The organism is Gemmatimonadota bacterium (assembly GCA_016714015.1).
In the GTDB taxonomy this organism is placed as follows: Bacteria; Gemmatimonadota; Gemmatimonadetes; order Gemmatimonadales; family Gemmatimonadaceae; genus Pseudogemmatithrix.
Map to the genome: position 1 here is coordinate 1 of JADJNZ010000004.1, position 14750 is coordinate 14750.

At 71.9% G+C, this 14750-nt stretch carries 11 protein-coding genes; 6 read left to right on the plus strand and 5 right to left on the minus strand.

Annotated elements, in window-relative coordinates; genetic code table 11:
* Nucleotides 1-1927: 1927 nt before the first annotated feature.
* Nucleotides 1928-2707, plus strand: a complete 780-nt coding sequence (locus IPJ78_07315) for a creatininase family protein (protein ID MBK7906356.1) — start codon at nucleotides 1928-1930, stop codon at nucleotides 2705-2707.
* Nucleotides 2708-2804: 97 nt separating this feature from the next.
* Complete coding sequence (locus tag IPJ78_07320; protein MBK7906357.1) at nucleotides 2805-4127, plus strand: hypothetical protein; 1323 nt, start codon at nucleotides 2805-2807, stop codon at nucleotides 4125-4127.
* Between the two features lie 28 nt (nucleotides 4128-4155).
* On the opposite strand, the gene IPJ78_07325 is transcribed toward IPJ78_07320, so the two are convergent.
* A complete protein-coding gene (locus IPJ78_07325) occupies nucleotides 4156-5223 on the minus strand; it encodes a histidine kinase (protein MBK7906358.1) in 1068 nt (355 codons plus the stop codon).
* Nucleotides 5223-6014 (minus strand): response regulator transcription factor, encoded by a 792-nt coding sequence (locus IPJ78_07330; GenBank protein ID MBK7906359.1) that lies wholly within the window; start codon nucleotides 6012-6014, stop codon nucleotides 5223-5225. The genes IPJ78_07325 and IPJ78_07330 overlap by 1 nt, the downstream gene beginning before the upstream one ends.
* A 93-nt stretch (nucleotides 6015-6107) precedes the next feature.
* Between IPJ78_07330 and IPJ78_07335 the strand changes: the two genes are divergently transcribed.
* Entirely contained in the window at nucleotides 6108-7919 is a 1812-nt protein-coding gene (locus tag IPJ78_07335) for an amidohydrolase (GenBank protein ID MBK7906360.1), read from the plus strand.
* Here the strand turns inward: IPJ78_07335 and IPJ78_07340 are convergent.
* Entirely contained in the window at nucleotides 7916-9556 is a 1641-nt protein-coding gene (locus tag IPJ78_07340; GenBank protein ID MBK7906361.1) for an amidohydrolase, read from the minus strand. The genes IPJ78_07335 and IPJ78_07340 overlap by 4 nt on opposite strands.
* Before the next feature lie 78 nt (nucleotides 9557-9634).
* Between IPJ78_07340 and IPJ78_07345 the strand changes: the two genes are divergently transcribed.
* Entirely contained in the window at nucleotides 9635-10555 is a 921-nt protein-coding gene (locus IPJ78_07345; GenBank protein ID MBK7906362.1) for a phosphodiester glycosidase family protein, read from the plus strand.
* Nucleotides 10556-10562: 7 nt separating this feature from the next.
* On the opposite strand, the gene IPJ78_07350 is transcribed toward IPJ78_07345, so the two are convergent.
* Nucleotides 10563-11063 carry a PaaI family thioesterase gene (locus IPJ78_07350; protein ID MBK7906363.1) on the minus strand — a complete coding sequence of 167 codons (501 nt, stop codon included), beginning with the start codon at nucleotides 11061-11063 and terminating at the stop codon, nucleotides 10563-10565.
* A complete protein-coding gene (locus IPJ78_07355; GenBank protein ID MBK7906364.1) occupies nucleotides 11063-12646 on the minus strand; it encodes a 4-coumarate--CoA ligase family protein in 1584 nt (527 codons plus the stop codon). The genes IPJ78_07350 and IPJ78_07355 overlap by 1 nt, the downstream gene beginning before the upstream one ends.
* 87 nt (nucleotides 12647-12733) lie before the next feature.
* Here IPJ78_07355 and IPJ78_07360 point away from each other — a divergent pair, with 87 nt between their 5' ends.
* Entirely contained in the window at nucleotides 12734-13876 is a 1143-nt protein-coding gene (locus IPJ78_07360) for a DUF5009 domain-containing protein (protein MBK7906365.1), read from the plus strand.
* The gene (locus tag IPJ78_07365) at nucleotides 13873-14748 is read left to right on the plus strand and encodes an FkbM family methyltransferase (protein ID MBK7906366.1); all 876 of its coding nucleotides are present in this window, start codon (nucleotides 13873-13875) and stop codon (nucleotides 14746-14748) included. The genes IPJ78_07360 and IPJ78_07365 overlap by 4 nt, the downstream gene beginning before the upstream one ends.
* Nucleotides 14749-14750 lie beyond the last annotated feature (2 nt).

The window sequence follows — 14750 nt, forward strand, 5'->3', positions numbered from 1 at the left end:
TTCGGCGCGCTCGCGGCCCTGCTCGCCGCGGTGGGGCTCTCTACGGCGTGAGCGCGCGCACTGCGGCCCCTGCCGCCTGCGCGAGGGGGATCCGCATGGCGGTGGGCGGCTCCCCGCGCAGCGCTGGCGCGGCTCCTCGTGGGCGATGCGATGCGCGGCGTGGTGCTCAGGATCGTGCTCGGCGTGCCGGCGGCGTTCGGGACGGCGTGGGCGCTGCGCAGTACCTGTTCGAGGTGTCGCCGGCCGCCGATGGCGTACGTGGTGGTCCCGCGGCGTTGGCGGCGGCGACGCTCGGCGCGAGTGCATGGCCGGCGTGGGCGGCGACGCGCGCGATCCGGTGCGCGTGCTGCGGGCGGAGTAGCGGGCCGCGCGCCGGGCGCGCACCACTTTGGTGGGACAGGTCCGCTGCGGATCCGTCCTCGTCATCCCGGTAAGGTCCCGTGCTCCCCACCTGCGGCCCTCGCTTCGTGGCGCGATTCGCACGCGTCGTTGGTTGGCGCTCGCCGCCGTCCTCGCCATCGGTTGTGCTCGCGAGCCGGACGCCGCGACGCGCGCCGACACCGCGGCCTTCGACCTCGACGCCGCGCGGGCGAAGCAGTGATGCCTCGGCCTCGTCTTCGCGCACGCGTTCACCGCCCTCACCGGCATCGTCATCGCCTTCCAGCTCGCCCTCGTAGCCGGGGCGCCGTGGAAGGCTGACCCAAGGCGGCCAAGTCGGACGGGCCGGGCCCACCTGGCGCCCGCGCGGTCATCTGTTCTCCGCCGTGCTCCTCGCGGTCTTCATCCATATGATACGCGCACGCGCCGCATCCCCGACGCAGCTTCGCGCGCGGTCTGGGGCGTCGTCGCCTACTGCGTGTGGGCATCGTCGCCAACGCGAACACGCCGAGTGCCGCCGAGCGCGCGCTCTGGCTGCCCGTCGAGCCTGATGTTCGTCGCCAGTCTCCAGTGGCGCGCGGGCGAGTCACACCGCAGACTGACCGCGCGCCGCCGACGCGGGCGGTCGAACTGCGAGCGCGGCCCGAATGTGCCTCTGTAGGCCACCGTGGTCGCGTTCTGCGCAACTACGGCGCAGTCGCAGGCGCGAAATGACGGGGAGCCGTTCGTGCGGGTGTCGGTGGAGGGTGCTGCGTCGGGTTGTCGGTTGCCGAAACTCGTGATGGGGTCTGCTGCATTCGACCGCGACTCCGCTGGAATCGCGATCAAGTCTGCTGGAGTCGCGATCAGGTCTGCTGCGGTGTTGCGTTCAAGTCTGCTGCGGTCGCGTTCGAGTCTGCGGCAGTCGGGTTCGCGGTCTGCAGTCGCGTTCAAGTCTGCGCAGTCGCGTTCAAGTCTGCGCGAGTCGCGTTCAAGCCTGCGGCGGTCGCGTTCAGTGTGCTGGAGTCGCGTTCAAGTCTGCTGCGGTCACGTTCAAGTCTGCGGGGGTCGCGTTCAAGTCTGCGGGGTCGCGTTTCAGGTGCGGGTGGAGTTGGAGTCTGCTGGAGTCGCGTTCAGGTCTGCTGCAGTCGCGTGCGAGGTCTGCTGCAGTCGCGTGCGAGTCTGCGGGAGTCGCGTTCAAGTCTGCTGCGGTCGCGTTCAAGTCTGCGGGAGTCGCGTTCAAGGTCTGCTGGAGTCGCCTTCAAGTCTGCTGCGATCGCGTTCAATCCTGCGGGAGTCGCGTGCGAGTCTGCGAGTCGTCGTGCGAGTCTCCTATTTCGATTCGCTGCGTCGCAGTGCCACGAAGCAGCGATGCAGTGGCCCGATTGACAGCGATGCGATCTCAGTTGACAGCGCTGGTTGAAGTTGACAGCGTCGCAGTGGCAGGTCGCAGCGATGCGGTGGCAGGTGGCCGCTCCCGAGTCGAGACGAGCGGCTCCGGTCAAGCGATGTCGAGCGCAGCAGGCGCTGATCTCTGGACGCCGAGCCCGCGCGTCGTAGCTTTGCGCTCATGCCCCCACGCCCCTGGATCCTCGCCGAACAGCCGCTTCCCGCCGTACGCGCCGCCGCCTACGAGGTCGCCGTCCTCCCTTGGGGGGCGACCGAGGCGCACAACCACCACCTGCCGTACGGCACCGACATCATCGAGAGCGAACGCCTCGCCGAGGAGTCCGCACGGATCGCCTGGGGGCGCGGCGCCCGCATCGCCGTCCTCCCCGCGGTGCCGTTCGGGGTGAACACCACCCAGCTCGACATCCCGTTCACGCTCAACATGAACCCGAGCACGCAGCTCGCCCTCCTCGCCGACCTCACGGCGGCGCTCGCGGGGCAGGGGGTGCGGAAGCTCGTCGTCTTCAACGGCCACGGCGGCAACGACTTCAAGGCGATCATCCGCGAGCTGCAGCCGCGCACCCCGATCTTCCTCTGCGCGCTCAACTGGTGGCAGGTCGTCGACGCGCGCCCCTTCTTCACCGACCTCGGCGACCACGCCGGCGAGCTCGAGACGAGCGTGATGCAGCACCTCGTCCCCGACCTCGTGCGGCCGCTCGTGCAGGCGGGCGACGGCAAGGCGAACCCGTGGGCCGTCGCCGCCTTCCGCGAGGGATGGGCCTGGGCGCCGCGTCCCTGGACCAAGGTCACCACCGACACGGGGATCGGGGACCCGCGCGCCTCGACACCCGAGAAGGGCGCCGCCTTCGCGGCGGCGGTCTGCGAGCGGATCGCGGGCTTCCTCGTGGAGCTCGCCGCCACGCCGGTGGACGCGATGATCGAGGGGGCGCCCCGTCCCTAGTCCGCGCACCGGTCCCCGGACGAACGCCTCGTCCCCGCCGCGGCGCGGCACATCCCGCGAGGGCGCGCCGGCGGCGCGAACTGCGCCACCGTTCGGCATGCGTACCGCAACACTCATCGTCACGCTCGCCGCGACGCTCCTCGCCCCGATCGCCGCCGCACAGGACCCCGCCGCGGCGGCCGCCGTCGCCCGCGCCGCCTTTCGCCGCGCCGCCGCCTCCACCCGCGCCGCCGCGCACGACTCCGCCTACGCCGACGTGCGACGCGCGCACGCGGCCTGGCCCATGCAGCCCGCCTATGGCGAAGCCCTCGCCGTGCTCGCCGCGCAGCGGCATGACGACACGACGCTCACCCGCGTGCTCGCGACGCTCGCCGCCGAGGAAGCGGGCGCTGCCGTCCTCGAGGACTCGTCCGCGCTCGCGCGCGCGGCGCAGGTCCCGGCGGTCGCGCACGCGCTCGCCACGCTGCGCGCCGCCATCGCCCCGACCGGCGCGACGACCGGCGCGACGACCGGCGAGGCGACCGAACGCACCCTGAGCCCCGACACCACCTTCTTCCCCGAAGGCCTCGACGCCGACCCACGCGACGGCACGCTCTACGTGACGAGCCTCCGCCACCGCAACGTCCTCATCGTCCCGCGCACGGGACCGTCGCGCTGGCTCCTCGCGCCCGCACTCGAAGGACGCGGCGCGGTGATGGGCGTCGCCCTCGACACGACGCACGGCGACGCGTGGCTCACCACCGCCGCGCTACGGCACATGGGCAGCGCCCCCGGCGATTCGCTCGTCCGCTCCGAACTCCTCCGCGTCCGTCTCGTGGACGGCACCATCATCTCCCGCCACCTCCTCGGCGACGGCAAGGGCACGCCCGGCGAACTCACGCGCGCGCCCAACGGCGACCTGCTCGTCAGCGACGCGGTGCTCGGGCGGCTCTATCGCCTGCGCGCAGGCGCATCACGGGTGGAGGTGATCGCGAGTCCGCTCCTGCGCTCGCCGCAGGGCATCGCGGTGCTTCGCGGCGACGCGGTCGCCGTCGTCGCCGACTGGTCGCACGGCCTCCTCCGCTGGGATCTCCGCACCGACTCGATCTCGGCCATCGCCGCTCCGCCGGGCGTCGCGGTGCTCGGCATCGACGGGCTGCGCGCGTCCGATGATCGCCTCATCGCGGTGCAGAACGGCATCGCGCCCATGCGCGTCGCGGCCGTCACGCTCAGCGCCGACGCGCGCCGCATCGCGACGGTCCGCACCCTCGACCGCGCCGCCAGGACGCCGGGCGAGATCACCGTGGGCGCGATCGCCGGCGACCGGTTCGTGTACATCGCGTCGAGCGCCTGGTCCTTCTGGGCCGACGAAGGCACGCGCGCGGAGGGGAGCGGCCCGCTCCCGGCGGTCATCGTGCGCGAGGTCCCGCTCCGCCGCTAGGGCGCGCGGCCGCTATTGCTCTCGGCCGCTATCCGTCGCGCCGCGGGATCCGCACCACCGCGTCCATCCCGCCCTCGGCGCGCGGGCGCAGCGTCAGGCTCGCCGCATCGCCATAGAGTCGCGAGAGCCGTCCGCGGAGATTCTTGAGCGCCATCCCCGCGCCGCCATTCCCCGTCGTCGGCGTGGTGGGACTGTCGGACCCGTCGTCGCGCACGACGAGTTCGAGCATCGCGCCGTCGGCGCGCGCGCTGATGCGCACCGTGCCCGGCGTGCGCCGGTGCGCGAGGCCGTGCCGCAGCGCGTTCTCCACCAGCGGCTGCAGCGCGAACGCCGGCACGCGCGATGCGGCGAGGCCGCCCTCGACCGCCCACTCCACGCGGAGCCGGTCGGCGAACCGCACCTGCTCGATCTCGAGATAGCGGCCCGTGAGCTCCAGCTCCTGCGCGAGCGACGTCTCCTGCGCGTCGCCGGCGGTGAGCGTGGCGCGCAGCAGCTCCGAGAGCCGCACGAGCATGTCGCGCGCCGCCGCCGGGTCGCGGCCGATGAGCGTCACCACCGCGTTCATCGCGTTGAACAGGAAGTGCGGGTTGATCTGCGCGCGCAACGCCTGGAGGTTCGCCTGCGCGACATCCTCGCGCAGCTGCGCCGCGGCGAGCGCCTCCGCCTGCCAGCGCCCATGCCAGCGGAGTCCCGCATGCGCGCCCACCACCGCCGCGTACACCACGAGCAGCATGTCGCCGTAGATGCGGATGCCGATGATGAGCGTGCTCGCGAGCCCGCGCGGCTCGGAGAGCCCGAAGCGCGTGGAGACGGTGGCGATGACGAGGATCTGCGCCGCGATCACGAGCGGGGCGAGCAGCGCATGCGTCGCGAGGGCCCGGACGACGCGGCCGCGTTCGAGCGGCACGCGCTCGCTCACCGCGACGATCACCAACGACCAGAGGCCCCACGGCAGCCACATGAGGAGCTGCGCGGTGAGCAGCTCGACGAACGTCAGGTCCGGGTTGAGCCGCGACGGCACGAGGCGGAGCCCGAGCGTCGCGACGGCCGCCGGCAGCAGCCAGAAGCCGACGAGCAGCGAACGCGGGCGCTGCATCAGCGCCCTTCGAGCCGCGCCGTCAGCTCGGCGCGGCGCGTCCGCGAGACGCGGAGCTTGGTGCCGTCGCGCAGGATGAGCACCTGGTCGCCCGCGAACCAGGGCTGCAGCTCCTTGATGTGGTCGATCGCGACGATCACCCGCCGATGGATCCGCACGAAGCGCGCGGGATCGAGCCGCTCCTCCACGCTCGCGAGCGTCTCGCGGATGGTGTGCGCCCCGCTCGCCGTCATCAGGTCCACGTAGTTGCCGTCCGACTGCAGCCACCGCACCTCGCCCACCGCGATGGGATAGGTCCGCTCGCCGTTCCGCACCATGAAGCGCTCGGTGTACGCGCCGGCGGCGACGACCGGGGCGCTCGCGGCCCCGCGCCCCACGGCGGCGAGCAGCGCGCCGAGTGCTTGTGCCTCCGACGTGAGCGCCGCGGTCGCGTGCGCGCGCTCGAGGCGCTGCCAGGTCGCCGCGAAGCGGGCGTCGTCGAACGGCTTGAGGAGGTAGTCCGCCGCCGCGACCTCGAACGCGCGGATGGCGTGCGCATCGTACGCGGTGACGAAGGCGGTGGGCGGCATCCGCTGCGCGCCGACCGCCGCGACCACGTCGAACCCGTCGCGCGCCGGCATCTGGATGTCGAGGAAGACCGCTTCGGGCGCCCACTGCAGGATCGCCTCGACGGCGGCATCGCCGTCGCCCACTTCGCGCACCTGCGCGGTGGGCGCGAGCGCGCGCAGGAGTTCGCGGACGCGTTCGCGCGCCAGCGGCTCGTCGTCGGCGATGAGGACTCGCGTGATCACGACCGGAATCTACCCCGTCCGTGCGGGCGCGACACGCGACCGGGCCGGAGGCATGCGCAGACGGGACGAGGCGTTCCCATCGAGGGACGGGCCGTGCGCGCCGACCTCCCTCGACGCCGAAGGCCGGGCGCGCCAAGTTCTCCCGATGCGCCCCTCCTCACGCTCCATGCTCGCCGCGGCCGCCTTCGCGACGGTCCCGTTCGCGCTGGCCCTGCGCGCTCCGCAGCCCACGCCGCAGCCCACGCCGCCCGACCTCATCCTGCATCACGGCCGCATCATCACGGTCGACGCGCGCGACCGCGTGGTGGAGGCGATCGCGATCCGCGGCGACCGCATCGTCGCGGTGGGGAGCGACGCCGAGGTCCTGCGACTCGCCGGCACCAACACGCGCCGCATCGACCTCGCCGGTCGCGCGGTCACGCCGGGGCTGCTCGACGCGCACTCGCACTTCTCCAGCGGCGCGACCGAACGCTACTTCCAGCTCGACGTGAGCTATCCGGCGGTGAAGGGGATCGCCGACATCGTCGCCGCGGTCGAGCGCCGCGCCGCGGCCGCGCCGCCGGGACCTGGATCGAGGGCGGCGGCTGGGACGAGGGGAAGTTCATCGAGCGGCGCATGATCACCGCGGCCGATCTCGATGCCGTCTCGCCGCGGCATCCGGTCGTGCTCTCCAACACGACCGGCCACTACGTGGTCGTGAACAGTGCCGCGCTGCGCCTCGCGAACATCACGCGCGACACGAAGGACCCCGACGCGGGGACGATCGACCGCGGCCCGGACGGCGCGCCGACCGGCGTGCTCAAGGAAGCGGCGCAGGGACTCGTCTACCGCCTCGTGCCGCCGCTCACCGCGGCGCAGGAGCGCGAGGCGATGCGCTCGCTCGCCAAGGAGTTCGCCGCCGAGGGGATGACCGGCTTCAAGGACCCCGGCATCTCGGCGCAGACCTTCGCGAACTACCAGGCGCTCGCCGCCGAGGGCGCGCTGCCGCAGCGCGTCTTCGCGCTCTTCTCCGGCGGGCGCACCATGGCCGCCGCCGAACGGCTCATCGCCGAGCGCGCGGCGCAGGCGCGGCCGTACGAGAGCACCGGTGACGACCATGTGATCGCCGGCGGCGTGAAGCTCTTCGCCGACGGCTCGGGCGGCGCGCGCACGGCCTGGATGTACGACGAATGGAACACGAACCTCACCGGCGTCGATGCGGGGAACCGCGGCTACCCGGCGCTCGATCCCGACACGCTGCGCGCGCTGATCCGCCGCTATCATGCCGCGGGCTTCCATATCAGCACGCACTCCATCGGCGACCGCACCATCGACTGGGTGATGGACAGCTACGCGCTCGCGCTGCGCGAGCGGCCGGTGAAGGGCCGCCGCCACGGGATCATCCACGCGAACGTGCCGACCGACCGCGCGCTCGACCTCATGGCCACGATGCAGCGCGACTTCGATGCGGGCTATCCGGAGCCGAGCGCGACCTTCCATTGGTGGATCGGCGACAACTACGCGGGGAACTTCGGCGCTGCGCGGTCGAAGCGGCTCAATCCGTTCGCGACCTACCAGCGGAAGGGCATCGTCTGGGCGAACGGCTCCGACTTCTCGGTGACGCCCTTCGCCGCGCGGTACGGGATCTGGGCGTCGGTGGCGCGGACGACGATGCTCGACCGGTACCCGGTCGATCCCTTCGGCCGGAGCGAGGCGGTGGATGTGCGCACCGCGCTCCGCGCCGCGACGATCTGGGTGGCGCACCAGATGTTCCTCGAGACGAAGATCGGCTCGCTCGAGGTGGGGAAGTATGCGGACCTCGCGGTGTGGGACCGTGATCCGTACACGGTCCCCACGGCGGACCTCAAGGAGATGACCTGCATGCTCACCGTCTTCGCCGGCAAGGTCGTCTATACGGCGCCTTAGGGCACCGCCTTCACCCCGCAGCTCCCGTCCGCCCCGCGCAGCGTCGGATACGTCACGCCGAGCTGCGCGAGATAGCTCGGGTACCGGCTCGCATCGTAGTAGAAGGGCCGCATCTGCTCGCGGAACCGCCCGAGGATGTTCGCGTTCAGGTCCGTCGGCGCGCGGTCCTGCGGGCGCACGAACGACTCGTACTTCACGTCCTTCGTCTGCACCTCGCGGTAGTACTTCCACGCGTCGGCCACGAGCTGCGGCTGCGTGAGGACGTCGTACATCGTGAGCGCGAGCGCCTTCGCCCCCGCCGTCGCGCCCTGGTGCGCCACCGGCGTCGCCATCGCGATCGCGTCCGCCCAGTTGTGCCCCGGCGTGCCCGGTACGTTGCTCGGATAGAAGAGCTGCACCGTCGGCACCGCCCAGCTCACGTCGCCGATGTCGTCGCTCCCGCCGCCCACGCGCTCCGCATCGGTCGGCGGCGCGACGAGCCCGATGGTCGTGGTGCCGAGCCCCTTCGGCTCCTGTCCCATCTCCCGCTGGATCGCCTTGGCGAAGCGCTGGTCGTCGGCGCTCCACGCCGGCATGCCGACGCGCTGGATGTTCGCGCCCAGCGCTTCGGCCACCGGCCGGTTGAAGTGCGGCGGCCAGGCGGCGCCCATCACGCGCACGTTCGCGAGCCGCGTGCCGGTCATCATCGCCGCGCCCTGTGCGATCGAGTCGGCGATGGCCCAGAGGCCGCGGATCTTCGGCGCCTCGAGCTCGCGCAGGAAGTACCACACCGACGCCGTCGCCGGCACGACGTTGGGCTGGTCGCCGCCGTCGCGCACCACGTAGTGCGAGCGATGGTTGAGCGGCAGGTGCTCGCGGCGGTAGTTCCAGCCGACGTTCATCAGCTCCACCGCATCGAGCGCGCTGCGCCCGCGCCAGGGCGCGCCTGCCGAGTGCGCGGTGGTGCCCTCGAACTGGTAGAGGAGCGAGACGAGCCCGCTGTAGCCCTGCGGCCCGCCCCACGGCGTGGAGAACTCGTCGGCGACATGCGTGAAGAAGCTGATGTCCACGTCCTTGAAGAGCCCCGCGGCGGTGAAGAACGCCTTGCCGCCCAGCTGCTCCTCGGCCACCCCGGGCCAGATCTTGATCGTGCCGGGGAGGTTCTGCTCCTGCATCAGCTTCTTCACCGCGAGCGCGGCGGTGACGACGACCGCCTGGCCCGAGTTGTGTCCTTCGCCATGACCGGGCGCGCCCGGCACCATCGGCAGGCGGCAGGCGACGCCGGGCATCTGCGACGCCTGCGGGATGCCGTCGATGTCGGAGCCGACGGCGATCACCGGCTTGCCGCTCCCCCAGGTCGCGACCCAGGCGGTGGGCATGCCGGCGTAGTTCTCCTGCACGGTGAAGCCCTCGCGGCGCAGCAGCGCGATGAGGTACTTCGACGTCTCGACCTCCTGGAACCCGAGCTCCCCATAGGAGAAGATCTGGTCGTTGATCTCCTGCGTGAGCTTGGCGCGGGCGTCGACGTCGGCGATGATCGCGCGGCGGGCGGCCTCGGCGCGCGGGTCGGGGGCGGGGGCGCGACGCGCGGCAGGGCGCTGGGCCGCGGCAGGGAGGGCGAGCGCGCAGAGCAGGGCGGCGAGGAGTGAACGGTTCACGCGGCGGTCCGTGCGGAGGTGGGTGGGACGGTGCCCGGATTTAGCGCACCACGCGGGCGAGCGCTAGCTTCGTGTCCCATGCGCCCCTTCCTGCTGATCCTCGTGGCGTGCGCCGCCTGCGCGCGGCCGGCCTTCGCTCCGCTCGCCCCGCTCACTCCCGCCGCGTTCCCCTTCGCGGTGGACAGCGTGCACACCGACCTCGTGCGCCCCGGCGTCGCGCACCGCATCATCTGGTCCCCCGCGGGCCCGTGGGTGATCCACGCGCTCGACGTGCGGCTCGATCAGTGCTGGACCGCGGTCGCGGTGAAGGGCGCGCCCGGCGCGGTGGGGCGCAAGACGACGACGCAGCTCATGACCGAGCTCGCCGCCACGCAGGAGGTGGCCGGCGGCGTGAACGCCGACTTCTTCCTCTTCACGCCCCCCGGCGTGCCGACCAACGCGCATGTCTCGCGCGGACGCGTGTTCACGCCGCCCGTCGCCAAGCCGCTCTTCGCGATCGACTCCGCGGGGCGCCCGCACATCGGCGTCTTCTCGCGCGACGGACGCGACTCGCTCTCGGTGGACGACCCGCGCCTCGCGACGATGTCGCTGCGACCGTTCCATCCCATGGAAGCGGTGGGCGGCCGTGGCGTGCTCACGCGCGACAGCGTCATCACCGGCGAAGTGGACACCGAAGGGGCGGTGACCTTCTCGCAGTCGCGGCATCCGCGCACCGCGGTGGGGATCGCCGAGGGCGGGAAGCGGATCCTCCTCGTGGTGATCGACGGGCGTCAGGCGGGCTACAGCGCCGGCACCACGCTGCGCGAGACGGCGACGATCATGCTCGCCCTCGGCGCGCGCGAGTCGCTCAATCTCGACGGCGGCGGCTCGACCGCGATGGTGCTCCCGGTGCGCGACTCGAGCGGTGTGTTCCGGCCGGCCAACAAGCCATCGGACCCCACCGGCGAGCGGGCGGTGGCGAATGCGCTCGCGGTGGTGAACCGCTGCACGCGTCGCTGAGACGCGGTCAGTCGCCCGCGCCGGGCGCGTCCTCCATCACCAGCTGCGTCGCCGTGGCGTGCGCGTACAGCTTGCCGTTGGCATCCTCCAGCCGCGCCTCGGTGACCGCCGTCCGCCGACCGCGATGCACGATCCGCCCCGTCGCGCGCACCACGCCGGTCCGCGGCGTGATGGCGCGCACGATGTTGAGCTTGAGCTCGATCGTCGTGTAGCCGACCCCGGCGGGCAGCACGGTGTGCAGGCAGCAGCCGAGCGCCGCGTCGAGGATCGACGCGTACCAGCCGCCCTGCACCCCGCCGATCGGGTTGTACGTCTGCGGGCCCGCCTCGCCCTCGAACACCGCCACGCCGTCGCCGAGCTCGGCGAGCCAGTAGCCGAGCGTCGCGCCGATGGGCACGCGCGCCTTCTGCGCGACGAGGCGCTCGAGGAACTCGCGCCCCGGGACGGTGCGCACGTCCTTCGCGAGCTCGCCCGGATCGTCGAAGGTGACGGAGAAGGTCTGCGACATCAGCCGCCCTTCGCCCGTTCGGCGACGATCAGCTCGCGGCGGAGGATCTTCCCCGACGCCGACTTCGGCACCTTCTCGATGAACTCCACCACGCGGACCTTCTTGTAGGGCGCCACCCGCTCGGCGACCCACGCCATGAGCTCCTCGGCGGTGACCTCGCTCCGCTTCACGACGAACGCCTTGGGGATCTCGCCGCCTTCCGTGTCCGCCTTGGGGATCACCGCCGCATCGGCGACGGCGGGATGCGTGAGCAGCAGCGCCTCCAGCTCCGCCGGCGCCACCTGGTACGCCTTGTACTTGATGAACTCCTTCAAGCGGTCCACGATGAAGAAGAACCCGTCGGCGTCGGCGTAGCCCACGTCGCCGGTGTGGAGCCAGCCATCGGCGTCGATCGCGTTCGCCGTCGCCTCGTCGTTGTTGAGGTAGCCCTTCATGATCTGCGGGCCGCGGATGAGCAGCTCGCCCTGCGCGGTGGGGCCCACATCCGCCTTGGTCTGGAGGTCGACGACGCGCACCTCGGTGTTGGGGATCACGAGCCCCGCCGAGCCGTGACGCACGAGCGCGCGGTCGGTGGGCGTGAAGTGCGTCACCGGGCTCGCCTCGGTCATCCCGTAGCCCTGCTTGGTGAGCGCGCCGATCCGCTTCTCGACGGCGATCTCGAGCTCCGCGCCGAGCGGCGCGGCGCCGGAGTTGATCATCTCGAGCGAGAGCTTGAACTGGTCCACCATCGGATGCTTGGCGAGCGCGAGCGCGATGGGCGGCACCAGGTAGGCGGTGCGGCACTTGTGGTCCTGGTTGAGCCGCAGGTAGGTCTCGAGGTCGAACTGCGGCATCGTCACCACCGTCGCGCCCTTCCGCATCACCATGCAGAGGATCACGACCATCCCGTAGATGTGGAAGAAGGGCAGGATGCCGATCGTCCGGTCGCCGGGCTTGCTGGGGTCGATGAAGTCGCACTGCGCGAGGTTCGCGACGAGGTTGCGATGCGTGAGCATCACGCCCTTGGGGAGACCGGTCGTGCCGCTCGAGTAGGGGAGCGCGACGACATCGGTGGCCGAGTCGATGGGCTGCGCGGGGCGGCAGGCATCGAGCCCTTCGGGGGCGGGGCCGCCGGTCGCGATGAACTCGGCGAACGGCACGCAGCCCGGCGCCTCGCCGAGCGTGATCACCTCCGCGCCGACCTTCGCCGCCGCGGCGACCGCGCGCTCGGCGAGCACCGGCACCGTGAACACGAGCTTCGCCCCCGAGTCCACGAGCTGCTTGGCGAGCTCGTCGGCGGTGTAGAGCGGATTGGCGGTGGTGTTGATGGCGCCGATCCGCGACGCGCCGAAGAACCAGCCCGCGTACTCGGGCACGTTGGGGCTGTAGATGCAGATCGTGTTCCCCTTGCCGATGCCGCGCGCCGCGAGCGCGACGCTCATGCGGCCGATCAACCCGAGGAGCTGCCGGAAGGTGTAGGTCCGCCCGCTCGGTCCGTCGATCAGCGCCGGCAGGTCGAGGTGACCGGCGGCGTGCTCGAAGACGTACTCGGCGAGCGACACGCTCGGGACGGCGACATCGGGAAAGCGGCTCCGGAAGATCACGTGCGCCTCGAGGGGGTGGAGGACTGCCGGATATAGCACCCGCCGCCGAGGGTGGCAATCGGCGCCGCGGGGGGCGAAGTTCTCCGCATGACCGCCACCCCCCGTGAGCGCCTGCTGGCCCTCGATGTCTTCCGCGGCGCGACCGTCGCCGGGATGCTGCTCGTGAACAACCCCGGCAGCTGGTCGCACATCTATCCGCCGCTCGCGCACGCCGCGTGGAACGGCTGGACGCCCACCGACCTGATCTTCCCGTTCTTCCTGTTCATCGTCGGGATCACGACGCACCTCTCGCTGAGCGGCCGTCGTGCGCGCGGCGACGACGAGACGGCGATCATGAAGCAGGTGCTGCGGCGCGGCTTCCTCATCATCCTCTTCGGCTGGGGCCTCGCGAGCTTCCCCTGGTGGCCGCTCGACCGCATCGCGAACGTGCGGCTCGTCGGCGTGCTCGTGCGCATCGGGCTCGCGTACATCGGCGCCTACTTCCTCACGCGCCGCGGCTCGCTCAAGGCGCAGGTGCTCACCCTCGTCGCGCTGCTCTACGGCTACTGGTTCGCGATGACGCTGCTCCCGGTGCCGGGGCAGGCGGGAATCGGCGCCAACCTGCTGAACGACCCGAGCCGCTCCATCGCCGCCTGGCTCGACCGGCTTCTCCTCGACGGGCATCTCTGGCGCACGAGCCGCACCTGGGATCCCGAAGGACTCCTCTCGACCGTGCCCGCCGTCGGCACCGCGATGCTCGGCGTATTCGCCGGGCGCTGGATCGGGTCGGGACGCCCGCTCGCCGAGCGCCTCAACGGCCTCTTCGCCGCCGGCGCGATCGCGATGATGCTCGGCCTCATGTGGCACTGGTCGTTCCCGATCAACAAGTCGCTCTGGACGTCGAGCTACGTGCTCTTCAGCGGTGGCGTCGCCTGCATGAGCCTCGCGACGATCATGTGGGTGACCGACGTGCACAAGGTGACGGGGTGGACCGGCTTCTTCGTCACCTACGGACTCAACCCGATGGTCGCCTTCCTCGGCTCCGGCGCGATGGCGCGCGTGATCGGTTCGCTCTGGAAGGTGGACGTGGACGGCAAGGCGACCGCGGTGCAGACGGTGGTCTACCAGTCGCTCTACGCGAGCTGGCTCCCGTCGCGGCTCGCGTCGTTCGCGTTCGCGGTGACGTTCGTGCTCTTCTGGTACCTCGTGCTGCTGGTGCTGCAGAAGCGCGGCATCGTCTACAAGGTGTGAACCGCGACCTGATCCTCGACGTCGGGGCGCATCGCGGCGAGGACGCCGCCTTCTACCTGCGAAAGGGATTCCGCGTCGTCGCCGTCGAAGCCGATCCCGATCTCGCCGCGGCCTGCCGGACCGCGCTCGCCGAGCACATCGCCGCGGGACGCTGCACCGTCGTCGAGGGCGCGATCGTGAGTCCGGCGCTCGTCGCCGCCGGCGCGCGAACGGTGCGCTTCTACCGGAACGTCGCCAACTCGGTCTGGGGGACGGTCGAGCCGTCGTGGGCCGAGCGCAACGCGCGGCTCGGCGCGGCGAGCGTCCCCATCGACGTTCCCGCGCTCGACTTCGCGGACGTCCTGCGCGCTCATGGCATCCCGCGCTACCTCAAGATCGACATCGAGGGCGCCGACCTGCACTGCGTCGAGGCATTGCGCGCGTTCAGTGCGCGGCCGGATTACGTGAGCCTGGAGATCGACAAGACGAGCCTCGCGCGCATGCGGCGCGAGGTGGAGACGCTGCACGCCCTCGGGTACGATGCGTTCCAGCTCGTGGAGCAGTCGTCGGTGCCGCAGCAGGTGCCGCCGTCCCCCGCGCGCGAGGGCACGTTCGCGGCGCAGCGCTTCGCCGAAGGGGCGACCGGTCTCTTCGGCGCGGAACTGCCCGGCGCATGGGAGTCGTTCGACGCCGTCGAGCGCCGCCTCCGCGCGGTGCGGCTCGGCTACCATCTTCTCGGCGATGACGGCCTGATGCATCGCTGGCGGTTCCGCGGCCGCGGCCGGATCCAGCGCGCCACGGCGGGGGTGCTGCGTGCGTTCACCGGCGGCGCGGTCCCGGGGTGGCATGACCTGCACGCGCGTCACGCGCAGGTCGAGCCGCACGGCCGCTGAGC

Excerpts from the sequence above, each read along its gene's own strand:
- IPJ78_07315 (MBK7906356.1), top strand. The coding sequence starts at position 1,928 with ATGCCCCCACGCCCCTGGATCCTCGCCGAACAGCCGCTTCCCGCCGTA.
- IPJ78_07320 (MBK7906357.1), top strand. The coding sequence starts at position 2,805 with ATGCGTACCGCAACACTCATCGTCACGCTCGCCGCGACGCTCCTCGCC.
- IPJ78_07325 (MBK7906358.1), bottom strand. The coding sequence starts at position 5,223 with ATGCAGCGCCCGCGTTCGCTGCTCGTCGGCTTCTGGCTGCTGCCGGCG.
- IPJ78_07345 (MBK7906362.1), top strand. The coding sequence starts at position 9,635 with ATGCGCCCCTTCCTGCTGATCCTCGTGGCGTGCGCCGCCTGCGCGCGG.
- IPJ78_07350 (MBK7906363.1), bottom strand. The coding sequence starts at position 11,063 with ATGTCGCAGACCTTCTCCGTCACCTTCGACGATCCGGGCGAGCTCGCG.
- IPJ78_07360 (MBK7906365.1), top strand. The coding sequence starts at position 12,734 with ATGACCGCCACCCCCCGTGAGCGCCTGCTGGCCCTCGATGTCTTCCGC.